23 protein-coding genes are annotated in these 23,631 nt (G+C 38.9%); 1 reads left to right on the top strand and 22 read right to left on the bottom strand.

Annotated elements, in window-relative coordinates:
• Positions 1 to 102 precede the first annotated feature (102 nt).
• From PDUR_RS30185 to PDUR_RS04500, 12 genes are all read right to left on the bottom strand, one after another.
• A complete protein-coding gene (locus PDUR_RS30185) occupies positions 103 to 228 on the bottom strand; it encodes an SHOCT domain-containing protein (RefSeq protein ID WP_330217239.1) in 126 nt (41 codons plus the stop codon).
• A 53-nt stretch (positions 229 to 281) separates the two neighbouring features.
• Positions 282 to 1,433, bottom strand: coding sequence for an Ig-like domain-containing protein (locus tag PDUR_RS04545; RefSeq protein WP_042205285.1), 1,152 nt, complete (start codon positions 1,431 to 1,433; stop codon positions 282 to 284).
• A gap of 12 nt (positions 1,434 to 1,445) precedes the next feature.
• Entirely contained in the window at positions 1,446 to 1,721 is a 276-nt protein-coding gene (locus tag PDUR_RS04540) for a hypothetical protein (protein WP_042205284.1), read from the bottom strand.
• A gap of 2 nt (positions 1,722 to 1,723) precedes the next feature.
• On the bottom strand, positions 1,724 to 2,032 hold the full coding sequence (locus PDUR_RS04535; protein ID WP_042205283.1) for a phage head-tail connector protein: 309 nt from the start codon (positions 2,030 to 2,032) through the stop codon (positions 1,724 to 1,726).
• Complete coding sequence (locus PDUR_RS29085) at positions 2,032 to 2,202, bottom strand: hypothetical protein (protein ID WP_169744888.1); 171 nt, start codon at positions 2,200 to 2,202, stop codon at positions 2,032 to 2,034. The genes PDUR_RS04535 and PDUR_RS29085 overlap by 1 nt, the downstream gene beginning before the upstream one ends.
• Positions 2,203 to 2,284: 82 nt before the next feature.
• Positions 2,285 to 3,115 carry a phage major capsid protein gene (locus tag PDUR_RS04530; protein WP_042205282.1) on the bottom strand — a complete coding sequence of 277 codons (831 nt, stop codon included), beginning with the start codon at positions 3,113 to 3,115 and terminating at the stop codon, positions 2,285 to 2,287.
• Positions 3,116 to 3,141: 26 nt separating this feature from the next.
• On the bottom strand, positions 3,142 to 3,756 hold the full coding sequence (locus PDUR_RS04525) for a DUF4355 domain-containing protein (RefSeq protein WP_042205281.1): 615 nt from the start codon (positions 3,754 to 3,756) through the stop codon (positions 3,142 to 3,144).
• A 199-nt stretch (positions 3,757 to 3,955) separates the two neighbouring features.
• Complete coding sequence (locus PDUR_RS04520; protein WP_042205280.1) at positions 3,956 to 5,248, bottom strand: phage portal protein; 1,293 nt, start codon at positions 5,246 to 5,248, stop codon at positions 3,956 to 3,958.
• Positions 5,249 to 5,328: 80 nt separating this feature from the next.
• Positions 5,329 to 6,120 (bottom strand): hypothetical protein, encoded by a 792-nt coding sequence (locus PDUR_RS04515; protein WP_042205279.1) that lies wholly within the window; start codon positions 6,118 to 6,120, stop codon positions 5,329 to 5,331.
• A gap of 58 nt (positions 6,121 to 6,178) precedes the next feature.
• On the bottom strand, positions 6,179 to 7,729 hold the full coding sequence (gene terL / locus PDUR_RS04510) for a phage terminase large subunit (RefSeq protein WP_042205278.1): 1,551 nt from the start codon (positions 7,727 to 7,729) through the stop codon (positions 6,179 to 6,181).
• Between the two features lie 175 nt (positions 7,730 to 7,904).
• Entirely contained in the window at positions 7,905 to 8,750 is an 846-nt protein-coding gene (locus tag PDUR_RS04505) for a tyrosine-type recombinase/integrase (protein ID WP_042205277.1), read from the bottom strand.
• 158 nt (positions 8,751 to 8,908) lie between these two features.
• Entirely contained in the window at positions 8,909 to 9,625 is a 717-nt protein-coding gene (locus tag PDUR_RS04500; RefSeq protein ID WP_042205276.1) for a helix-turn-helix domain-containing protein, read from the bottom strand.
• 96 nt (positions 9,626 to 9,721) lie between these two features.
• On the opposite strand from PDUR_RS04500, the gene PDUR_RS28540 reads away from it, so the two are divergent.
• Positions 9,722 to 10,504 carry a hypothetical protein gene (locus tag PDUR_RS28540; protein WP_156130299.1) on the top strand — a complete coding sequence of 261 codons (783 nt, stop codon included), beginning with the start codon at positions 9,722 to 9,724 and terminating at the stop codon, positions 10,502 to 10,504.
• Between the two features lie 66 nt (positions 10,505 to 10,570).
• On the opposite strand, the gene PDUR_RS04485 is transcribed toward PDUR_RS28540, so the two are convergent.
• The 10 genes from PDUR_RS04485 to PDUR_RS04440 form a co-directional block, all read right to left on the bottom strand.
• Positions 10,571 to 11,818 (bottom strand): DNA modification methylase, encoded by a 1,248-nt coding sequence (locus PDUR_RS04485; protein ID WP_042205273.1) that lies wholly within the window; start codon positions 11,816 to 11,818, stop codon positions 10,571 to 10,573.
• A gap of 570 nt (positions 11,819 to 12,388) precedes the next feature.
• A complete protein-coding gene (locus tag PDUR_RS04480) occupies positions 12,389 to 14,413 on the bottom strand; it encodes a hypothetical protein (protein WP_156130296.1) in 2,025 nt (674 codons plus the stop codon).
• Between the two features lie 47 nt (positions 14,414 to 14,460).
• Positions 14,461 to 14,631 (bottom strand): hypothetical protein, encoded by a 171-nt coding sequence (locus tag PDUR_RS29080; RefSeq protein WP_169744887.1) that lies wholly within the window; start codon positions 14,629 to 14,631, stop codon positions 14,461 to 14,463.
• A gap of 246 nt (positions 14,632 to 14,877) precedes the next feature.
• Complete coding sequence (locus PDUR_RS27090; protein ID WP_052410039.1) at positions 14,878 to 15,885, bottom strand: ParB/RepB/Spo0J family partition protein; 1,008 nt, start codon at positions 15,883 to 15,885, stop codon at positions 14,878 to 14,880.
• A 107-nt stretch (positions 15,886 to 15,992) separates the two neighbouring features.
• The gene (locus PDUR_RS04470; RefSeq protein WP_269079207.1) at positions 15,993 to 17,888 is read right to left on the bottom strand and encodes an RNA dependent RNA polymerase; all 1,896 of its coding nucleotides are present in this window, start codon (positions 17,886 to 17,888) and stop codon (positions 15,993 to 15,995) included.
• Positions 17,889 to 18,089: 201 nt separating this feature from the next.
• Positions 18,090 to 19,233, bottom strand: a protein-coding gene (locus PDUR_RS04465; protein WP_218918414.1) for an IS3 family transposase whose coding sequence is annotated in 2 segments (ribosomal slippage) — positions 18,090 to 18,960 and positions 18,959 to 19,233 — 1,146 coding nt in all. Because the reading frame shifts where the segments join, the coding sequence is not laid out codon by codon here.
• A 25-nt stretch (positions 19,234 to 19,258) separates the two neighbouring features.
• Entirely contained in the window at positions 19,259 to 20,731 is a 1,473-nt protein-coding gene (locus tag PDUR_RS04455) for a hypothetical protein (protein WP_052410036.1), read from the bottom strand.
• Positions 20,732 to 20,746: 15 nt separating this feature from the next.
• Complete coding sequence (locus tag PDUR_RS04450) at positions 20,747 to 21,514, bottom strand: helix-turn-helix domain-containing protein (RefSeq protein ID WP_042205271.1); 768 nt, start codon at positions 21,512 to 21,514, stop codon at positions 20,747 to 20,749.
• A 394-nt stretch (positions 21,515 to 21,908) separates the two neighbouring features.
• On the bottom strand, positions 21,909 to 22,511 hold the full coding sequence (locus PDUR_RS04445) for a hypothetical protein (RefSeq protein ID WP_042205270.1): 603 nt from the start codon (positions 22,509 to 22,511) through the stop codon (positions 21,909 to 21,911).
• 63 nt (positions 22,512 to 22,574) lie between these two features.
• Positions 22,575 to 23,447 carry a hypothetical protein gene (locus PDUR_RS04440; protein WP_042205268.1) on the bottom strand — a complete coding sequence of 291 codons (873 nt, stop codon included), beginning with the start codon at positions 23,445 to 23,447 and terminating at the stop codon, positions 22,575 to 22,577.
• Between the last annotated feature and the right edge of the window lie 184 nt (positions 23,448 to 23,631).

Genomic DNA, 23,631 nt, shown 5'->3' with positions numbered 1-23,631 from the left:
GGCCTGTGCCATAGTTGTTTCTCCCTTCGATATCTTCTGTATACGGTCACATGTTATAATGCTTGTGGCACATCATCAAGTCCATTTCTGCCCATGTTATAGCTACTTAAAAGACTTTTTATTAAGCTCATTGATCGCTATAAACTCTTCTTCTGTAATTACATTTTGTGATCTCAATTGCTTCAATAGGCTTAGACTAAGTAGATAATCAATAGATTTTCGTTGCATATGTATGTGCTCCTTTAAAATAAAAATGGCTCACCTTTTGGGCAAGCCAAAGCTTAGAATAAATTCTTAAGGCTAATGTTCTTTTCTGCGATAATGCTAGGATCGCTTACTAAGGTGGCAGTCAGTACAAGGGCTTTATTGTTCGCCCCACTACTGCTTCCTGCTTTTATGGTTACACTATTTCCTGTACTCGCTGTCAGGCTCCCCATGATAGGAGTTGAATCATCTTGATTTCGTAGGCTCCACTGTACCGACTGGTCAAACACATCCGTTCCAAGATCATAGATATTGCTGACGTATGAGGCACTCTGGCCTGTTTTTAGAAATGGATTGCCAATAATGGCTATCGAATAAAAATGTGTTCCTGTTTCGGCAACTCTTATTTCAATGGTACTCCATACTGTTGGGTGATACGTTAATTTCGCAGTAATACTCGCTTGTCCCAAAGAGATGCCCATAACCTGACCTTGTTGGTCTACGTTAATTACACTCGGATCACTGGATGTATAGGTGATCGCCGGATTGGCTATCTCATTCCCATTATCCGTAGCGGTCACATTCAATGATAACGTTTCGTTGAGCAGCACATGAGCTATCGTTCCCTGATGTATATGTAATGCGTATGTATGAGCAATTTCGTACTTCCATCTGTCCGCGATATTATTTTCCACGTCATCATAAGCTGTATTCATGCTATCCAATGTGCAGCTTAACTGGATGATACCTTTTAAAGTCCAATTGATACCCTTGACTTTAAACGGTTGATGCGTATTATAAAATCGCTGGTTCAACGCGATGTCTCTTGTATCGGCATTGTCCTGCAAAAATATGTTAATACTACCATCAGGTATTGAAATGACATTGCCTACATCAATCGAAAAGCTTTTACCCTCCACAATGGCATCAAACCATTTCACATTGCCATTCCAGTTAAAAGCGATAGCGTAATTGCATTTCCTCATCCTTCCCCGATATGATTGATCATTTTGGTCAATTTCGCTTGTTATCAAATAGCGTTCATTTTGGTAATCAACTAAATCACCAGTATATATCGGAGTTGCTGCACGTACTATTTTTTCATCTGTTGCTTGTATCTTATCGACTGCCTCTCGAATGATAACATTTTGCAGCACTCCGTTTAAATGGATAGGTTGACCCTTCTCCCGAAGGAAGAAGTCCAGCATCAAGTTTATACTTCGTGTCATCACTACTCCCTCCTATTTAAAATCGGTCTTACAACGATACAGATATAGCTCCATATGGTCGCTCCATTCCTTCAAATCCACGATGATGTAAATTTGATTATCCATTCTTATGTACCGGCATAGTTCCAGCTCGGAGTGCTGATCGCAGAAGGCCCTATGCGTAACTTCCAGCGAGATATCATCCTCAAACGAATAATTTTTTATGTATGGCTGAACATCAGCATAAATCGTTTGTATAGCCGTCAAATTCATAGGATCTAAAATCTCAAGTTTTGTATCGTTGAACATGGCTAATACCCCACTTTGATTCTTGGCAGAGGAAGAGCCAGTCGAATGCTTTGTGGGATACCTGGTTCATAACTGGCTGAGCGTTCGCCTTCTTGCTTTTGCATGAGTCCTACCGAATCTTTATTTTTGTAGAGGTACATGGCATAATCGATAACCACTTCATCATAGGCCACCAGAAGACTGTCAACGTTACAATAACCGATGATGTTGTTTCTAGCTTTGTTCAAATAATGTGTATAGATATCGTCCTTGGATACATCCGCTAAATCCACGCCTAACAACCGTTTCAACAACTCCACTTGCTCATCCATTAAGTTGGCTCCTTATCGTTACGCTTCGTATTCTTCACCTCAGGCGTTTTCGGTACTTCTTTTTTCGGTTCGTCCACCTGCTCATAAATTGCATTTGCCCGTAACCGCTGAATCAACTCCTGATCTACTACTTCCCATATACATCCTGTTTCTGTATTCAAAAACCACATATTTTGGACCTCCTAAAATTAAAATAAGGGCATCCAAAGTGGACACCCCCAATATGTTTATTCTATTATAATGATCTCTGATTTAGGACTTGTTAACGGTCAATACAGCAATGGCTTCAGGTTTGATACACTTTGCACCATAAACTTGTAATCCTTTGATCGCATCGGAGAATTGCTTCTCTGGTCTATAGGCTTCAACGGAGTCCACTTGACCAGCAAATGAGATGGCACTCTTATGCCCAGCAATGATTTTATACTTTGCTCCTGTCGTGTTCGGCACATTATTCGATTTGTAGACCGACATATTATCGATACTACCCACAAATCCTGTCCGCATAACATTAGCATCTTTAGTATATCGAGGATCTTTGACGAGCAGTCCATAAAAGAAAGCAGGAACAACGACAAAGCGATCCCCTTCAGGTACATCATTTTCATCTAAGATGACTCCCAAATCCACAAGCAAATCATAAGCTGTAGCTGAAGACGGAACAATAGGCGTTGTATCGTTTCCGATTGTATTTTCTGCTTTTACTTCTGTATAAAATCCTGCTATGTACTGATCCACTACATTTGCCAAACCATAGGATGCTTCTACAATCCCTCCACTTAGCAAATCCACATTGGCTTGAGCCGCATCCACATCATCGACGGTAAAATTATAAAACTTAGCTTGATCGATAATCAGATTTGTTTGAGAGGAATCCAACTCCTGTGGATTGCCGATTCCTGCTGCCTTATCATAGGTTCCAATCGTTACTGCGCCAATTGAGTTAATCTTGACTGTTGATCCTTGGCCTTTAATTTCACCTTCGTAATCGGTATTCACGATATTCCCATAAACCAGATTCTTCTTGAAACTTTCATTTAAACGGGCACTCCAAATTGTAGGAATAAAATTTTGTACTGACATAGGTATTCACCATATCCTTTTCGTTTTTATTTGTTTTGTAATACTTGTTTGACTTGATCCCAATGCTGATTGATCTCGTTTGGCGACATGCCTTTAATCGCTTCTAATGTAAATGTGCTACTCGTTGAACTAGCCGGAGGGGTGTAGCCTTCCCCTTTAAGCCGTTGTTCGACTTGCTGTTGTATAGCCAATTGCAGCGATTGTTCTAACATAGCCAAATTCGCTGTCGTAGCTTCTTCATCCGCACCAATAAAAAAATCCACTAACGGAAGTGGAAGTTTCTTTTCACTGGCTATTTTGATGGCTTGACTCGTTAATCGTTCACGTTGCTTCTCCAGCTTCATATTTTCAACTTCAGCACGTAGCTTTTCGACCTCGATATCTTTCTCATCCTTCGTCGGGAATCGCTTCTTGATTTCAGCGTCCACCACACTTTCCAGATGATTGGCCTTCCATGTTTCCAACGACTTGGTGGATCGTTTGTCTATCGTGCTATCGAACCAACTTTTCGCATCCTTGTTGGACTGAATAAATTGCTCTATCCCCTCTACGCTATACGGATTCAAATCCTGAAGATATGTCCGCCATTCCTCATTTGTTTGGTTTTCCTCAATCAACTGCTTCACTTGTTCCAATTTCATTTTTGTTAATCTCCTCTATTGCCCATCCGACACCACTGAACCGAACACGCATATTTTTATTTGATTGGACAGTTTAACGTCATGCTCAGGACAATGATGTTACGCATTAGAAATGGAAAAAACGAGGAAGAGGTACAAACATACCGACTCCTCACTTTTGGCTATTTTTCACCCTAGATATATATAGCCTCTCAGCACTCTAAAGCGTAACATTGAGCCTATTTGTTTCAATTAATCGTTGCTGTTCCGCATAAAATTTATTCAACTCCAGTTTTGGATTCTCCACGAAAGGGAGAAGTGTTAGCAACGTTTCCTGAGATACCACTTGCTGCAATTTGACGATCACATCGGCCATTCCTACCAAGTCTGTTGGCAAGTTTCTTGTGAATTTTACAGCGATATCCCGGAAATCATATTGCACGCCCTCTTTAATGTGCAGAAAGGTAAAGAAGTTACGCAGACGTTGCTTGATTGCCTTTTCCATTAACGCTTCCCGCATCGCCACACGATTCTCCAGATTGAGCAGCTTATTTCTGAGAGCAAGGGAGGATGTATTACTTGCCCAATTTTCATTAAAATTGACCTGATCCATCATGTCGAAAATTTTGCGCTCGATGTTGTCCAGTTCGTTTTTCACAAAGGAGTCGTTGATCTCTTTCGTCAGCCAGCTTACCTTTCCGTTCGCAGGGACTTGTATGATCCCCATCTTTTTCATGTTGAGCAAATCCTCTGCTTCCAACTTGGCATTTTCAATGACCAGATAAGCATTGCGATGGTCTGCAATTTCGTTGACCAAATCTGAGTTCAGGGCATTGTAAGCATCAAATAAAGAAATCACATCTTGGAAGCCGCTTTTCTTCTCCGTATTTGCCGGACAAGAGATAAGAGGAGCTCTTCCAAAGATGTGATTGTGTTTGCCGAGATATTTTAGCTCTGGAGATTTACTGTTGTAATTGTCGCTGCTGATCATTTCGTAATGTAAAATTTCATTATCAGTGTACACGTCCAAATATACTTGCTCATCGAATCGACGGGTAAATTTATGTAAGCCAAGTAATACATTTCGTTCTGCCGTTCCATCTTCCAACACATACGCATTAAGCGGAGATAATACCGCTGCTGAGAACTGTCCTTCTGAATCGAGATAATTCAACTCGAAGCTCTCCCCGTAGATTTCACTCTGCTTCCGAAGATTGATGTTATGCTCCTTATCCCAATGGCTCATGTTCAAGTCAATTTTGTGGATGACATCATCATTGTCTGACTTCGATACATAGTTAACTGGCTTTCCGAGCAGATAACCGACTTCGTTATCCACGAACTTGCGTGGGAAGTTGAAAATGAGCTTTCGGTTGCTTCTGCTCTCCTGCATGGCATAGTCTTTCAAGATTGAATGCTGAGCATTGTAATAGTCGAAATACTTCTGTTTGGTTATTGCGGCTTGATTGAGTTCGTTCAAACATTCTTGAATAATTGATTCGGTTATTTGCATTGCATCGCATCCTTTCAAATGGACAAAAAAATACCCTTACCTCTCTGGTAAGGGCTCAAATATTATTTTGGGTGAAGCGTCTATGTATCTTGTTCAACGTAAGCAATGAATTTATCTAATCCTTCTTGTAGTGTTAATAACTCTCCAAATAAAAATGTTATCCGAGAAAGTGGGTGGTTATTCCCGCGTTCAAGAAACTGAATTGTTTCAAGAGTATCTTGAGAAGGTGTTCCTCCATTTAGTCTAATTTCTTGTATCTCAATAAAATATTTCTGTAAGAAATTAAACATAATTGCTATCAACCAGGTAATATAGTGCTGTAAAAAATAAATGTGAGACCCTCTTTTATCCATAAAAATTTCGGGTAAAATTATATTATCCTCTAATGTGCCAGCATCATAAATTTGAAATGATAATTGTGGGTCTTTACCAAATTGAAAAATATGGCATCTTAATCCTTCATGAGCTAATTTGTTGCGAATACTTTTAAGTTGTAAAAATTCATCACTGTTATAAATTGTGGTTTCTATTTTCTTTCTATCTATGTTTATACTTTTGATCAAGTGCTTATCAATAATATCAAAAACAATACGGTATCTCATCAAGAAATATTCGACTTCACTTTTGATCAATTGATGATATAGTTGCTCATTCTCCAAAAACTCATTGAATAACTTGAATAATTTAAAGTAGATGAATAATGTATTTCGGATTTCCTTCTCTATAGATTTATCCGCTCCATTTTCTACAAGATCATCATTCTCACTTAAATCTACAACAAAGTTCAAAGGAAAAGCAAACCTAAATAATTCATTAGAAGAAATAATGAAACTCTTTGCCCTATTTGCTTCATCAATATAGAATTTACTCATTCAGCTGCCTCCTGCAATTGTGACTAAATAACTTTCGTACACATACTGATTAACTGATTCAAAACAACAAATTGCGATCATAAAACTTCAGACTCTTCACTGACTGAATCAATTGCACAGCCCCATATAAACTATCCGGTGCATCGTCAAACTTGCAGTTTCGGTTGTAATCTCTTACCTGATTATTATACCTAATATTGGAAGAGCTGAACAGAATGTGTCCCTTTTTCACATCTGGCTCTAAACTGATAATTCGCTCATGCTTCTGCCCCTTGGAATTTACACTATCAACTGGCGTGAAAATCTTTGCCTTCCACAATGCTTCCTCGAACTTTTGCTTCATATAACTCTGAGCCTGATTGACTTCAAATCCAATCTTATCAATAGGGTAGGTGGTCAACTTTTCGATTGCCACTTGAAACAAGTTATCCGGCAAAAGTTTATACACGTTGCCATCAATCACATAAATCTGTTTCGTCTTCCGATGTTGCCCAATGATTGAGATGGCAGAGTAGTCGTTCTTTTTACCGGCTTTGATCGCTGGATCAATATACATGGCGATTTCCATTTCTTCAAATTCAGGCAACCTGTCCCAATACATGATATTCTGGAAAATGTACTCGTCGGTTGAACGGGGATCATTTTGTAATTCCTTATAAAATGACTTTTCACCCATCGCTTGCTTCTTGCACATCAAATAATAATAATCCAGATATTCGCTCCATAATATTACCGTACCCTCAAGCATCTCATCTTTATTGGACATAAAAAAAGACAGAGCCGAATTGACCCTGTCCTCGTCTTGAAGGTTGTTGTATAGTCGTTCCCATTCAGACCACAAATCATCTCGTTCGGAAAATTGAATGACTGCCGATTTCCTTATACTTCTAACTCCAGGTATTTTCCCTTTGAGCAAATCAGCCATCAGATCTTCTTCATTTAGAATAGTGCCGCAGATTAGGATGTTGGTATCCCTTGTACCAATGGGAAGGATGACATCGGTGAATGTATTCTTGATCTGATCTCGCTTAGCTTCTGATCGTGCCGTATCTTCCTTTAGCAGGTCGTCCATAAGAACCAGCGTTGGCCTGTGATGCTTATAATGGATACCCCGAAGAGAACCATCTATTCCACGAATCATAATGCAGGAATCGAGTCCACTTCTACTCCGTAGCCATATTTCATTGTTATTCCAGCGATTCCCCTTACGGATACCAAAATCCTCAATCAGCATTGTATTCGTCTCAAGTTCATCTTTGATCATATCAAGGAAGGGAAGAGCGATCTGCTCTGTTGCCGATATGATTAGTGTAAACTGGGATTGATCATAAAGCGTGGCATATAGCGGGAATAAAAAAGAACTGATTGTGCTTTTACCATGCTCCCTGGGGAGTCCGAAAGCCGTAATCAGTCCTATATTAGCAAGCATATGTTTTAATTCTGCAAATAGCTCTTTGTGAAACCTTCCGAACTCTCGATCAAAATATTTAGGGAAATAACATAGGGCAAAAAACTCAATGTCCATTTCACCGATTAGTTTACGAAGCTCGGAGAAGGAGAAGGTTTCGATCAGTTGTTTTATTTTGGGTGGTTTAAAATGCTTCTCCATATACTGTTTAAGCAGCTCAGCTTGACGCTCAGCTTCTTGCTTTATCGTTTCAATTGGTATATCCCCTTTCTCATATTTACCGTAAAATAATCACAAAAATTTCTGCAACCTTTGCTGGCGGCTTCGTTTATCTACATAGAAGCCCCCCTCTATCCACGACAAAAAGAGTGGCTCCTCACCACTCGATATTTGCTAAGGCTTCAGCCATATCCTGCTGCGTTGTTAGTGTATAGATATTGGTTGTCGCTACGTGATCATGTCCAAGGATTTGCTGGATGGTCGTCAAAGGAGTCGTTTTTACCAGCTTATAGCCAAGTGTATGTCTCAGCATATGTGGTGTAACCTTTACATTGATCCGATTGCCGTATTTGTTCAGAATCAGGTTGACCGCATTCCGTTCTAAAGCTCCACGCTGCCCAATACATAGATACTCTGATTCCACTTGTGGCCTGACTTCAAGATATCGGGTAATGGCTTTTCGCACATCCTTATTCAATGGTATTGTGCGAAAGGAGTTCCCCTTACCGAGTACCTTCAATATTCCTTTGCGTTCACTTATCTCAATATCCTTCAGCTTGATACCAACCAATTCGCTTACCCGTATCCCCGTTCCCAGTAACAATTCGATCATACAGATATGCATTCTATTGCCCGTACGATGAATTTCATTACGTAGCTTCCACAAATCTGTATCCTCAAGCCCTTTATACTGGCGGACATCCTTGTTCCTGATAGCTTCGATATGTATTTCTTCCTTTATATAGCCTTGCTGGTGCATCCACTGTGCAAATACGTTGACGCTGGCGATCTTTCGGTTGATGGTTAGTATCGCTTGGTTGGTGCTTTGCAGAACCTTTTTGTATTCCACGCCATCCAGTTCAATCCACTTGTCCAGTCCATACTCCGTCTTGCCCCGATACCAAGCCATAAACTGAAGTACGTCCCGTATGTAGCAAGATACTGTATTCTCGCTTCGATCCTTACTGCGTAAGTGCGCCTCAAACCCCTGTAAATAGTCCACTTTACCCCCACCCTTCGCTTGTGTGTCACATCATACCGTTGGTGGGGGAGACAGTCAACTCAATACATAACTTATCTTATGCAGTCTAAACGGCCTATTTTGGGGCATTATTAGGGCTGAAACTGGCGTTTATCTATCGAATTACTGACGACATAACCTTATGCATCTGACTCCTCGAAGCCTTCCTCAGCATGGCTGGATTCCTCTATGGCTTCATATTCAGCTTCAATTACATCTGCCTCAATCATATCAAGGAATAGCTGTTTCCGTTCCAACTCAGCGGCCTTCGTATCAATGATCAGCTCACGGCGGTCGTTCCATTCATTGGGCGCACGATTCTTCAAGTAGAAGCTTATCGCTGTCGGGTTCGGGGGTTGATGCCGTTTGACCTTCTCAATTCGAGTTTTCTTTTTTCCATTTTTATCTTCTTCCACAATTGTTTTGATTTCTTCATAATCATATCCCATTGCTAATTTAAAAAGTGAACTTTCCACGCGATTTATAGCAACGGATTTGCTCCAATTAATAAGCTCGTTGAAGGTTGGGTACTTCTTTGCATACTCATACCAAGTGGCAGGATGGATGCCGAGTTTTTCAGCCATTTGTTCATTTGTTAATCCCTCTCGACACCAGTCTCGAATCTCGTTAAGCCTTGGTACGATATGGGTTTCATATTTTGATGGACGTTCCATTAACTTTGTGAATTTAGGATGTATTTTCACATACTCGTACAACGTGGTAATATGTATTTCTAATCGCACTGCGATCTCATCATCAGTTACGGCATCCTTAATCCATTGCCTAATTTCATCAAAACGTGGTTCCACATTTAATTCATACTTAGTTGGCTTCTTTGGTTTGTTTTCCTTAGCCATTCACCTCACCTCCGTTCAATTGATATCCAACTCTAGTTTTTCGTATATCCTGTTTTTATTTGCTATAATATCTAAATATAAGGAGCTGATTAAACCGTGGCTAAAAAGAAAGTGGAGGGCGTTTGTCACATCTGCGGTGAATTTGGAGTGCTCACCTTTGAACATATCCCTCCTGAAGCAGCATTCAATGATCGAAGGGTTCGCAAACCCGAATTCAAAGACTATGTTGACAAAGGACCTGATTATTTTCCACCTCAAGCTAGAATTGAACAAAGAGGGGCCGGGGACTATACCCTATGTGGCTACTGTAATAACTCGACTGGATCTTGGTATGTTCCCTCATATGTTGACATGGTTTACCAAGCTGCGAATTTACTTCATACAGGAAAAGGGGTTTTATCCCTTTATTATCCATTCAGAGTTTTTCCGCTTCGTTTCATTAAACAAGTAATTGCTATGTTTTGTTCAGCAAATAATCCAGGTTTTATCGGGAAAAATCCCGAATTAAGAAAGTTTCTTCTGAATAAGGAAACAATGTACATTGATCCAAGAATCAATATCTACGCTTATTTGACCACTTCAACCTTATCGAGACAAAGTGGTATAACGTCTGCTATAACCGATGGTAGAATTAAACTGTTTAGTGAGATTTCTTTCGCACCATTTGGTTTCATTATGACTCTAGACTCATTTCCACCTGATGATAGACTTGTAGATATTAGCTACTTTGCAAGATACGAGTTTAACTATTTCGATATTTTCTACTTAAAGCTTCCGATACTACCAGTTAATTATTATATGCCTGGCGATTTTAGAACCCGAGATGAAATAATGAATGCATATAAAGAAAACACAGCACAATTTGGGGAGCTCGTATAAGGGGGGGAGTTAATCATCAGTTACCCCCTTATCGACTGAGTTCACCATTACATGTATCACCTTAGGTCAGCATATTACCAACTCATCAACCACTTCTTGATAGCTATACTTCTTCCCATTCCTAATCAACCACACCCCACTGTCTGCCCCCACGTAGGCTATATACCGATTCACAATTACATCTATGTACTTCTCATCTAACTCCATCATATAGCAAACACGTTCCGTCTCCTCGCAAGCTATCAGGGTTGATCCGCTGCCACCAAATGAATCGAGTACGATATCACCAAGCTTGCTCGAATTTTTAATTGGGTAGCTAATTAAGGGAATCGGCTTCATCGTGGGATGATATTCATTCCGGAAGGGACGATCAAATTGCCATAAGGTTGTTTGCTTACGATCACTGTTCCAATAGTGTCCACCTGTCGGTTTCCAACCATATAATACGGGTTCGTGCATCCAGTGATAATCTTGTCTCCCCATTACCATCGCTTGCTTAGCCCATATGCAACACTGAGCCAGTTTGAATCCAGCTTCGATAAATGCCTTCCTAAAATTCAAACCTTCACTATCGGCGTGGAACACATAAATACTTGCTCCGTCATCAGCTACTTCATACATTCTTGTATAAGCAGCCAACAGAAACTCATAAAATTGACCATCGTCCATTTTGTCATTTTGAATTGTTAAAGCATCTTTCGTTTTGCCAGTGTAATCTACGTTATATGGCGGATCAGTCACAATAAGCCGAGCCTTCTTACCCTCCATCAATGTTGTAATATCCTGCGGATTAGTCGAGTCACCGCAAATTAGCCTATGCTTCCCAAGTAGCCAAATGTCACCTTTACGAGTTATTGGATGTTCAGGTAATGCTTCTTCTACATTAAAATCATCTTCGTCTTGAGCTGTATCTTCATACAATGTATCCAGCAACTTTTCACACTCACTCATATCAAATCCAGTTAGAGAAAGATCATAATCAGCCAGTTTTAACTCTTCTAGTTCCTGCGCCAACAATTCAAAATTCCAATCTGCATACTCAGCCGTTTTGTTATCGGCTATTCTGAAAGCTTTGACCTGCTCAGGCGTTAAATCATCCACCAGTATTGTTGGGACTTCCTTCAGTCCAAGCTTCTTGGCTGCTAACAGCCGAGTATGTCCTGCTATGATTTCATGATTACTGTCAATCAGAATGGGATTCTTAAATCCATAATTCTGTATGCTTGCTGCTACATATTCTACAGCTTTCTCATTATTTCTAGCGTTTTTTATGTACGGAATTAAAACTTCTACGTTTACGAATTTGATTTCCAATCCACTTGATCCCCCTTTCACTCATAGTTACAATGCAGAATATGCTAATCCAAATACAGATTTCTACGGCTAATGCTTGTAACAATATAATCATCCTGATTTCTCCTCTCCAAATCAAAAAGGAACCCTGCCTCGTAGCTAGAGTTCCCGTGTATAATATGTACTTTTAATTTTTCAACATTGTGTCACGTGAATATACTTCAAACTAGTGAACCCCATTCTCCAATTCATATTGGTTTGATATTTTGCAAATAGTAGTCGGGATTCAACAAGATTATTCAATCTGTAAATTGAAATTATAAAACGTAAATGGGGTAACAAGAGAGCACTTCAAATATGACTCTGAATTGTGCAAATTTAAATTCTGAGTTCAAGTGCCTACCGCGCAACGATGGACCTGTTGCTTGCTTGTCCCCCCAATCCAAGGAAAACCATCTTGGATATGGAGGTACTCAACTGGAAACCTTCCTTTTAAAGAACAACACCAGCTACATAAGCCTTTTCCCTAAAGCTAAAATTATGAACTGACCCCAGTTTCCCCTATATATAGAGAAGTGGGGTCACGTCTATTTACGAACCAAATATCTGATATTCGTAATATTTGCTAATCGTTGAGATGTACTTGGTGTTTGAGCTATATCTGTCTTTTTGCTCATAAATAATATATCCGTATTGTGCAAAAACTTTATTGATCATCTCTTTCTTGTTTATCCAATTGTTGTTTTTGGACAGCCATTTCCTAAATTTCTCCCCAATACTATCTGCACCTTTTTGAATATTACTGACGGGCATCGGCAACTGATTAAAATAGGTAGAATTCTCCCAAATCCAATGATGTATTTCCTCAGCAAAGTTTCGGATGGTATCTCCCCGGCCATATAAGGATTCATCATTGACGTAGTGATAGATAAAGTTCATTTTTCCTTGCATATACCAACTGTTAATCTCCCAAAACATCGGTTGAACTACAGCTATGTCCTTTTCATTTTGGTTAAATGCAACATATATGTGGATAGGCGTATCTTCATTAATTTTTCTTAACGCTGTCCGATGCACAATTTGCAAAAACTCAGCATACAGTTCTCCTCGATACACCATCTCTAACTTTTCATCTTCAAACCAATTCCAATCATCTTCCTCGCTCATTTTTAGTGAAACCTTGTCTCCATAAAGCGATATTGCAATGATTTTATAGTAATCGGGATTCATTCGAGGCAGACTGGTTAAATACAACGCTGTCTTATCTTTAAGCTGATTTTTCCCTGTTGTATTCATTAAGTTAATAGGCCGAGTATGATCACTTGCTTTTTCTTCAAAGGAATCCTGCTGCTCTGTTCCAATAGCTCCTAATTTTTTGTAGATTGGAATGTCAAATTTCGTTGGCAATATGAATAAATCTAAATGCTTCTGCTTTAACTCAAGTATCCGTTCCGTAATTGCTTTTTGAGTAGTATGTCCCTTCTTCAAACGACTATTTTTTGAAGTGTTGATGAGATCTTGGCACATATTTAGCCGAGCGTAATGATTATAATTCTGAATGATCTTTGCTTTAAAACCTATATATTGTCTACTGTTCATTTTAGCAGTTCCATCTAGAACAAGTATGTTCAACTTCAGTTTGCCATAGTGGATACGTTCTGCAACTATAATTTTTCTACCTGTCAAACCATTTTGCTCATAGTCGTCAATTCTTCCAAATTTGGATCTCTTACACAACTTTTCAAAGTGAATCATTTTCTTGTACGCTTCAATTTTACTTTTGGATTCAGCATTAGCTTTTATATATTGAATGGCATTTAGAATACTTTTCATTTTGTCATCTTTGGTTTTCGTCATAAGAGCCGTTGTTACATCTGAGGTGTTTTCGACGAGTTGGTTTGCAATTAAATGAAGAATATACGTTTTTAAGACTTGAGCTTGAAAAGGCTGCATTTTTAGAACAAAGGACAACGTATTAAACCAATCTAATGCATTATCCCAACTGTCAATTCCAAAAATCGATGCGTTGACAAAGGAAGGTTTCTCATCAACGATCAATAATCGTTTTCGAGTGCATACATAATTGTGAGTATCAAGAGCATCGTAGCTACTAAACCCATTCATGCGATATTGTTTCCAACTCGTATACATTTGAGTATTTCCATATCCAAGAGCCAGATTATCGAGTCTACTATGAGTAATAATGACAATTTGATGATAACAAACATATTGTTCAATATCTTCTTTATTGGCAGCTCTCACACTGACAATACAATGCTCATCAAATTTCTTCAATTCATTGAACACTTCTTCAGCCATCCCATTCTCCCGAATGACTAATAGAACTGGGACCTTCTTCTTCAAATGAATTTCAGATACAAGCCACTTCAAGAAGCAAATTAATACGGTTGTTTTCCCATGCCCCATACTAGCGTTGCAGAGCCATTTTACAGCTGACTCAGGCTTTTCTACCCCCCGGTTATTATTTTTGAATTCTATATATTGACTAGACTGTTTTGTGTACTCGTTATATAAATCTAGAAATACGTCTGCAATATCCTGAAATGCTCCCTTATGTACATTTTGTTTATGTTCTTCTGTTAAATAATTATACATTTGCTCAATTTCACAATCCCGATTCACTGCCAGATCAGATTCACTCCTTATATTTTCGTATTCCTAATTTCCTCTAATGCCTGTTGAAATTCTTCATTAATAGCGTACAGCCAAAACTTTTGATGCTTATCAATCGTCAAAGCACGAGTAATGTAACGGATATTTTTATCCTGTAATTTCCGCATCATCTGACCATCATAACAATAAAAGTAGCTCATTCAGATTCACTCCTGTCATTGTTGAATTTCACCCATATAGCAGGTGTCACCCAAGCGCCCGTGTTAACAGGCGCATAGTATGACCTAAACAATGTGTCACGTGACACCATTTACTCCATGGCCTACAAGTCATCCAGTATGTCATCAGTTGAACTATTTATTGCTTTCGCAATATGATCCTAATTTTTGCTTATACAATTTGATTTCTTTCGTTAACGTCCAATTATTCCCCTCTACAGCATCGCTTTAATTTTTACATCTATTCAATTCGTCTTGAAAGCTATGTAAACTCCATTTTTCTTCGATGCTGATCTCAGAGTAAAATAGTTCATTTCGCAGCTCATCCCAAAATTTCCCAATCATCCACGGCCTGAATTTGGAATCAAAATCATCTTTATTTTTTTTCAAATCATAATCAACTGCAAAATCAATATCTTCTTCTGTAATGTTAGAGATATGAAGATGGTTGATAATACAATCCATTTGAGCGGTTAAAGCGAACCCTCTAATTTTAGAAACAACCATAGAGCCAAGTCCCTTATAATTCAAAATAGGCGAGATGATTAAACCGTAATGCCAATCATCCACCCAACTCTTGACTTCGTTTACGGTTAGTTTTTCTTTTTTTATGTCATGCTTCTCCCAAAACGAACTATGAAATTTCAATTGATAATTTTCAAAATGACTTTCTTCTCTCTTTGAACCGTCTTCATGAAGGACTTTTAAGGTCGGTTTGTTTTTTAGCAATCTGTTCAAAAACGATTCCATTTTCAATAATTGCTTGGCATGACCGTCCGAAATATATCCTTCTGCAATCCAATCATGAATAAAAGGTAATAGTTTCAATAGTCTTAAACGGCTTGTAACAAAAGCTCTGTTTTTGCTCACTTTTTTAGCAATTTGGTCATGCGTGTATCCTCTTTGTACATACTCATAAAAGGCATGAGCTTCTTCAATAGGAGTCATTTGTTCCCGTTGGATATTTTCAATGACAGATAGATGAAAAACTTCTTCATCGCTCAATTCCTTTACTTTCACTGCAATCGTACCTAGTCCAGCTATTTGACTTGCACGATTTCTACGCTCACCTTGAACAATTTCATATTTGTCTCCGTGCGGTCTGACTAATATAGCCTCCTGTAATCCATCATTTAAAATAGATTTAGACAGCTCATTCAGTGATTCCTCATTAAAATATTTGCGTGGCTGATTCGGATTGGTCAAAATATCGCTCAATTTTAGAGTTAAATTCAAATTCATTTCTCCCTTTTTTATATATAATATGGATACAGAAACTTATCACGTGTCACCCGAGCGCAAGCGTTAGCGAGCGCACAATATGACAGTCAATAACCAGTAAACTAAGCAATATTTACGACAGCCGCAAAACTGGACTTATATACTTCATCCACTTTTACAAACTCGATTACCGCACCATCATAATCGAATAACGATACCTTCTCTTCCTGATTGATAATCTGATTTCTTGGCACACAACATTTGATTTCACCGTTCGAATCAACAATATTGACGAAACGATTATCGACTACTTGAATCGTAAATTTTCTTCCGACCACTTCATCAGCAACCGATTGGGATTCTTCTTTTGATTTTTTCAGGGTGCTGATCCCCAGCTTATACGACTGCAGCGGTTTTCTTGTGCTGCTTCCGCCCAATAAGGCAGGAGTGTTGCTAACCTCTACATCGGACTCCCTCTTCACTTCATGCCAAACGAAATATTGACCCATAATTTCAATCAAGCAGTAGTTTCCATCTGGCGCATTAAATTCAAACGTTACATCACCAATGCTCGCTCTACCTTCTTGAACGGTGATCTGATTGTCATCTATAATTCGATTGGTAAGCCGGTTCAATCTATGTACTTCCTTCTTCATGACCTTTTCATTCTTCTTTAAATTCTCCAGCAGTCCATCAATGAACAACCATGCGAAGGAGTGAGTGCCAAATTTATAATACGCAATCTCAACGGCAACACTCGCGAGTATGGATGGATAAGGACAAATCGCTTCACATTTGGCCTTAAATTTTGCCTTCATCTCTGCATATTCTGCGCTGATGGATTTCCGAGTATCATTATCCCGCTCCCATTTTTTCTTTTCATTGAATTGCTTCCGGCGATAATCGATACGGTTTTTCTCCGCATTGTAATCTGTATAAAGTGGTTCAATCAGATCCACGTATTCCATAAACTTGCTCTGGCTCACTTTGCTGAAATCCTGCAACAGTTGCTTGGTGCTTTCGATGCCAAGTATCGTCCGATCCAGTTTCCCATCTTTTTCATTAAAAGTTTTCTTGATGTATTTCTCTGCCTTTACACAGAACTGACTGAATGGGGTTTTCGTTGTAAGCTGATATTCCTTTTCTGTTCCGCCATTGATGAAGCGAAAAAAATAAGGCATCTTATAAGCAAAACGATCCAGCACATAGGGAATCTCAACATCGCGACCATTCTTCGTTGCATCGATAATTTGACCTTGAAGGAATTTCAGGCATGCATTCTCCAGCACACGCGATTGAAGGCTTCCTTCCTCCAGAGCGAGATTTTGAAAATAGCTGTTCACATTGGTACATCTGCCAGTCAGGTTATGTAGGCTCTTGAGTTCCATATCTACGATGCTATTAATGTTATTTGGTACAGGGTCAGCTACTTTTTTATCATCTTCATTAATAATCGTCGGAGCATCAATGACTGCCGCGAGAATGGTAGGGTCACTCGTGCAAAGAGCCGTGTCACCATCCACATCTGCTCCTCCAAGTCTCATCAGATTCAGATCATGACAGTTCAGCACAATCACGTTGTCCAAATGACGCATATATCGGTTATGTACTTGTACAAAATCCAGCTTGGCAACTTCATTAAATATGGTTAGTGGTGAGCGAAACAACGCATGCATTCCCTGTTTCCGATTCATAAAAGCCTGGTTCTTCTTCAACACACCTGTTACTGCATTTCCAGCGGCATGCTCCATAAAAGCTATTGGATCATCGGTTAGATAAAAGTAGCTGCCACGAATCGGGATGCGACCTTTCAACATATCCTGTACTTTCAGCATGGCTTGCTTTACGATAAATTTGCGAACATTACCGTCATACAGCATAAGTTCGTTGATGTCGATTGCCTTGATGATCTCACTCACAAATTTCTTTTTCTGCTGCTGATCCTCTTCATTCTCTGCTTCGCTCTCATCAGACTGATCTTCATCTGTCGTATCATCTTCTTGGACGAGCATGTTCAGGAACGCCTTCGTATATGCGATATCCAGAAGCCACTTACCGGAGGAATCGTCTTTTTATGGTGCTACAAGATGTCAAGACAGAGATTTGAATATATTTAAGGTGTGAAAAAAAGTGCAAAGTGAAAAGTAGAGCTGTTGTAGGTGGAGGACAAGGCCCAAGCGAAGGCGCGGGAGGGGAACAAAGTTCCCTTCACCTTATTCCTATGTGGATGAAAGCATGACCTCCTGGTTATACACAGCAGCCGGCGTATGGTTTTGCAGGGACTGATGAGGCAGGTAGTGATTATGCAAATGGATATATCCTCCTACACCCTGCCGGGTCTCTCTTGGACTGCCATACTCGTTGATGTAAATTTCGTTGTACTTTAGGCTGCGCCAAAAGCGCTCAATGACAATATTGTCTGTCGCTCGGCCCTTCCCGTCCATGCTGATCCGAATCTCCTTTTCCTTGAGCAGATCAATGTACTTGGGACTGGTGAAGTGGCTGCCCTGGTCGCTGTTCACGATGGACGGAACACGACGGGCCAAGGCGCGTTTCATGGTTTCCAGGACAAAGTCAATTTCCAGACTTTGATCCAGTTGCCAGTCCACAATGAAGCGCGAATACCAGTCCATGACGGCATACAGATACATCCAGCCCTGTTTCATGCGGATATAGGTAATATCGACACTCCAGACCTGATCCGGCGCTGTAATCGGCAGCTTACGCAGCAGGTACGGGTAGATCCGGTGCTGTAGGTCTCGCTTACTCAGGTTAGGACCGGGGAAGATCGCCATGATCCCCATTTCCCGCATATACCGCCGTACGGTGTTGGGATGAATAGCATCCCCTTCCCGGTTCATGATGGCCGCAATCGTCCGGTAACCCATAAACGAATGGCGGGTGTAAAGCTCGTCAATCCGGTGCTTGAGGCGAATTTCCTCCGGGGAGGGAGGGACCGGCTTGTAATACAGGCTGGAACGATTCAGGCTGAGCAAGTCCGCCTGCGTTTGAATGGAAAGTTCAGCGTTCCCATACTCGACGAGGAGCAACCGTTCGGCACGGCTGAGATTATCGGCCAGATTTTTTTTTGAGCCACGACAATTGGGTGGTCAGTTTACCCACTTCGGCGTAGAGGTCTTCGATCTGCTGCTCGTATTCTTTTTTCATCTTCGTGATCCCTTTCCGGTCGTCTACAAAGAGCTGAGCCAGATTTTGAGTCGCTTCATTCTTCCAGCGATTTAACACATTGGGATGGATTCCTTCTTCCGAAGCCAGCTGCGAAATGGACTTTTCTTCTCTTAGAATCTCCAGTACAATTCGTGCTTTTTCTTCCGGCGTGAATGTTCGTCTTGATGTTGGCACAACTAAGAATCTCCTTTTTTGCTGTCTAGATTCTATGTAGCATTATATTTTTACCATGTAATATTCGCTTGAGTACATCCAATATGGGACTTGCCAATTTATATAAATCATCCAGCGTAAGATTCAGCGCATGAATATATTGATACGTCAGCGGTGTATATGGATTGATCTGATAGGATGGCTTGGCATAATTGGCGATCCAAAAATGAGTGTGATGATGGTGGGTCAGAAGTTTCTCATATTCGGCTATATTTTCAAATATGCATTCCGGCTTTTCTTGCCCTTCAATGTACCGATGCCATGCTTTGAAGCAGGATTTTGTGATTATGAGATCAATGGGACGACCTTCTTCATCAATAAGCGGTTTTGGCTGATTAAATATATCGATCATTTCAGTTATGTGATGTTCTTTAAACCATTTATGTATGTCAAAACGAATAAAGTTACCTTTTATGTATGGCAAGCGTCCTTGAACAGCATTAACTGGATGTTTGAGTTCCAAGTGCTGCTGAATGATCTCAGCAAACTCAAAGCTCATCAGTCCCTGTCCATCGAAAAACTGGACATCTTTGTTTTTATATTTCGGGTATTCGACTCGCTTCAGGCCAATGGACTCTTGGCTAATCGGGATCACCGGAATTTCTTCTGTTTGTTCAATGAAATAGCAAGGATATAATTTCCCGCTATATTCCGCAGAACGCACTGGCAAAGCAATCTGATCTAGTTCTACGCGGCGACCCTCTTTATCCCAACCATTGAACGTCTTATAGATTGATTGGTCGGGAACATGCTTAAGCTCACCTTTAGCCTCGATATATTTAACAGGAACCGACTTTAACTGTTTTAACTTTTCAGCAGATGGCTTGAGTTCTTTCTTCGCCTTGAAGTATGCACTCTGCTTTCTCTTTTCGGCTTGAACCAGATTCTGTGCTTCAGAATCCAATCCGCATTCTTCAATTTTCCAAACGTCCTCTATGATTTCATCTTTCTTATAATCCGGAATGACAACAATGCGTGGGATAAACGGAATTGGGATTGCTGTAGAACGACTGACCCCAAGGGCAGCTTCCCACTTGTTGATGTTGGTTAGGTTAGGATACTTGCCTAACGTGATGCGATTGTAAAGTGAATCGTAAAGTGTTTTACGAATAAATTCAGTTCGCTGCGTTCGCCCCATCGCAGGACTTTTTATAGAGCGGATATACCGTTCACCTTGATAATAAATACCCTCACAGAGCATGCGTTCGAATAGGTTAAACTGGGCTGGATCATCTTCAGCGATATTGTCTGCCTTTAGCATAAAGATGGCATCTGTGAAATCGGCAATTTGATCAATTTCAGCAACCACTTGTTTGAGATGATGCAGATACATGCTGTCGGATACGGTGATGGTTCTTTGCGTGGCTTCTGGAGCGAGGAGTTGACCAGAGCTTTCTGTAATCTCATGGAATTGGAACAGTTTGATTTTATGCTGATTGCGTTTTTGATTTTTGGACAAACTTTAGCCTCCTGATTAGTTATTAGATTTATCAATTCTTAGATTAGGATCGACCCGATCAAACGGTTCTTCATTTTCTTCGATTTCCGGTGCTTCGGTTTCAATCACTTCATATCTTCGGAGCAGATGAAATAATTCCACATCAAATTTATCATTTTCCCCAAAAGCAAAAAGTTTTCCCCCATTTAAGAATTGCAACAATGTGTTAAGTACATCAATTTTTACATGGATTTTTTTTCTGCGTTCGGCTTCTTCGTCGGTTATTTCCTCATGATCTTCAATTCCCTCACCTCCTTCATCTTCTTCAAGCAAATCAGCAAGGTGTCTGACTACATGGAAATGATTTTTTGAGCGTTGAAATTGAAATTCCAAATTGAAATCATACTCAAGAATTTTTCTCAGTCTTTCGTTCAATTTTTCATACTCAAGTTCTTCATATTTATATCTCAAGTCACCTTCATGTGGATCAAACCAACTATACACTTCTAGTTGATTGCCATCTTCGTCAATAATCGTTTCAGGTATCTGTTCAGAGTCCCTCTTTGATGCTCTTTTGAGATAGTTAATTTCAATCTCGATCTTTTCGACTTGTGTTAACTCTTTCTTCTTAAAGTACTCTTCATCAATCTTGAACAATTTAGATAGTAATGGAAGCTTATTCTTTGGGATCGGCCTTCTACCGCTTGCCCAATCTGCAACTGTGGAAGTAGTTAAATTTAGCCTTTTTGCAATATCTGTGTACGTTGCATTAAATGCCTTAGCAATAAATTCAAACCCGTTCACAAGAACCTCCGTTCGCACGAATATACGTCTTTTATTTCTGAAGCAATCATATCATATGGATAATAATGGAGTCAATAGTTAACGCCGTAATTTACGTCACATTATCAAATGGATATTTAAGCATAGAAAAAAAGCCGGTAATCTGTAATCACAGACACCAGCTTATTCTCCTTGATGAACTCTTATAGTTGCTTTTTATCAAACTCCCCTGAGCTCTTCCAAACTTTCATTATTTCCATCTTACTGGGAGTTTATACAAACCATTTTACTGCACTTTAGACCCAAATTTTTCATGGTTATTTTTCCCTTGAATGAGTTAAGTAGTCAAACGTTTCTACAAAAAAGGCGAACATTTTTTGCTATTAAGAAAGACTACATGGAAACTTTAATCCTCTTATTTACTTTTAACAACACCCAATAAAAAGTCCAACCCCATTTTAGCTATAGAACTAGTTATCCAACTATGTTTCTGCATCATTTCAGAAAATTTAGAAAGTGAACCTTTTTTCATTTTTTCAGAATCTTCAAACATTTCTTGTATTTCAGCCACCATTTTTTTTAATTCTACTTTATCTTCTCCACCTCTTTGCTCAATTTCTTTTTCAATTTCCCTAAAATTAAACATATTTGTCATAGAAGCAGTTTGTTGACTACCTATTATCGAATTATGGGCATTCTCGATATGAAAAGAAGTAGAATTTGACTGTTTTTCATGTTGCATTCTATCGTATTGATTTTTAGTTATATAGTAAGCTTTTCTTTGCAGTACTGTCCCTTTATAAATATGACTTTGGACGTCCTCAATATAAAATTCATCGCTAGAGACTACTCCTATAATGACATCTTGAGGTTTAATGTCAGTATTCTGATCAAAAGCAATATATTTTTTTTGAGTATTATTTTCAGTATTTCTTAATCCTTTTGCTGTACCAACAATTTGGTGATTTCTAATAATATTAAATTTTTCTCCGGATAACTTCATGAAATTTTTTAACATAGGTGATTTCTCCTTGATATTAATTAAAAATTAAGAGTGTCCTAACATTTTAAATGTTAGAACTTACTTGTATATCAACCAATCAATTACTAGATCAGCAACATACTTTTTTAACTCTGTATCCTCTTTTAGATTTTGAGAATATTTTTTAAGTTCTCCTTGATTAATTTTACTATTGTTATCCAACAATTCCTGTACTTCATTTAAAATAAAATCATAGAAAATTTGATTATCTTCTAAAACTTCTTCATTTAAACTTTGGTAATTTATTACAGAGTTTGATTGGTTACCTATAATAGAACCAGGTGCATTTTCAATATAGAAAGTGGGCTTTTCCTCTCTAAACTTATTCTTGGCCTGTTCCGCGTAAACTCTAAGTATCGCTACTTCTTTTTCGAGCTCTCTAAATTCCGCTTGGAAAAATTCATCATTCAAATTAATGTTAAACTTAAACCAATCAAATTCGTGATGAGGATTTGATACATCAGATATTGTTAGCCTTAAAGAAGGACGAACCATTCCATTTCCTTTATCATCAGAACTTTGATTTAACATTATTCCAACTTCTTTAATATCTGATAAATTATAAAGGAAGTTTTCTTTGGTGTCCCTATAAAAAATTATAATCAGATTATTTTCTTCATTTAGTAAAAGTATCTTACTCCTATTTCGATCAGCCAGATAATGTTCAGTATAGAAGTTGTACAATCCTGTTTTATTTCCATACTGTATATCTGCTAGTCTCCCTTCATTACAATTTAAAAGTAATAGAGTATCTTTATATTTAAATATAACATCAGGATTAAAGTCTAAAGCCTCAACTTCATTTTTAATAAATAATTTTACTTTCTTTCGATGCCTTATATAAAACACAGTCCATATTATAATAACAATAATCGCCAAAATAGTCATATAATCTGATTTTAGGATTCCCAAAACAGTACTCCTTTCATTTTAAAATAGGATTTTTTATATAGTGTTGTTCATGCTATCTTTATGAGTCCTTATTCCTTCTCGCTGTACGGTTCCAGCAAAAAATAACGATCTATACTACGATGTGGATACCTGCGAAAGCCACGAATCATAGAGACTTCGCGAAGCTAGCCAGCTTATCATACCC

It is taken from the genome of Paenibacillus durus (assembly GCF_000756615.1).
In the GTDB taxonomy this organism is placed as follows: Bacteria; Bacillota; Bacilli; order Paenibacillales; family Paenibacillaceae; genus Paenibacillus_AQ; species Paenibacillus_AQ durus.
This window is presented reverse-complemented; position numbering and strand designations above follow the sequence as displayed.

Bases quoted from the DNA above. Each gene is read 5' to 3' on its own strand.
- terL (WP_042205278.1), bottom strand. From the start codon at position 7,729: ATGGAGAAGCATTTTAAACCACCCAAAATAAAACAACTGATCGAAACC.
- PDUR_RS04500 (WP_042205276.1), bottom strand. From the start codon at position 9,625: ATGGCTAAGGAAAACAAACCAAAGAAGCCAACTAAGTATGAATTAAAT.
- PDUR_RS04520 (WP_042205280.1), bottom strand. From the start codon at position 5,248: ATGCAAATAACCGAATCAATTATTCAAGAATGTTTGAACGAACTCAAT.
- PDUR_RS29080 (WP_169744887.1), bottom strand. From the start codon at position 14,631: ATGAGCTACTTTTATTGTTATGATGGTCAGATGATGCGGAAATTACAG.
- PDUR_RS04540 (WP_042205284.1), bottom strand. From the start codon at position 1,721: ATGTTCAACGATACAAAACTTGAGATTTTAGATCCTATGAATTTGACG.
- PDUR_RS04535 (WP_042205283.1), bottom strand. From the start codon at position 2,032: ATGGATGAGCAAGTGGAGTTGTTGAAACGGTTGTTAGGCGTGGATTTA.
- PDUR_RS04525 (WP_042205281.1), bottom strand. From the start codon at position 3,756: ATGAAATTGGAACAAGTGAAGCAGTTGATTGAGGAAAACCAAACAAAT.
- PDUR_RS30185 (WP_330217239.1), bottom strand. From the start codon at position 228: ATGCAACGAAAATCTATTGATTATCTACTTAGTCTAAGCCTATTGAAG.
- PDUR_RS04530 (WP_042205282.1), bottom strand. From the start codon at position 3,115: ATGTCAGTACAAAATTTTATTCCTACAATTTGGAGTGCCCGTTTAAAT.
- PDUR_RS29085 (WP_169744888.1), bottom strand. From the start codon at position 2,202: ATGTGGTTTTTGAATACAGAAACAGGATGTATATGGGAAGTAGTAGAT.
- PDUR_RS04480 (WP_156130296.1), bottom strand. From the start codon at position 14,413: ATGTATAATTATTTAACAGAAGAACATAAACAAAATGTACATAAGGGA.
- PDUR_RS04515 (WP_042205279.1), bottom strand. From the start codon at position 6,120: ATGAGTAAATTCTATATTGATGAAGCAAATAGGGCAAAGAGTTTCATT.
- PDUR_RS04445 (WP_042205270.1), bottom strand. From the start codon at position 22,511: ATGTTAAAAAATTTCATGAAGTTATCCGGAGAAAAATTTAATATTATT.
- PDUR_RS04545 (WP_042205285.1), bottom strand. From the start codon at position 1,433: ATGACACGAAGTATAAACTTGATGCTGGACTTCTTCCTTCGGGAGAAG.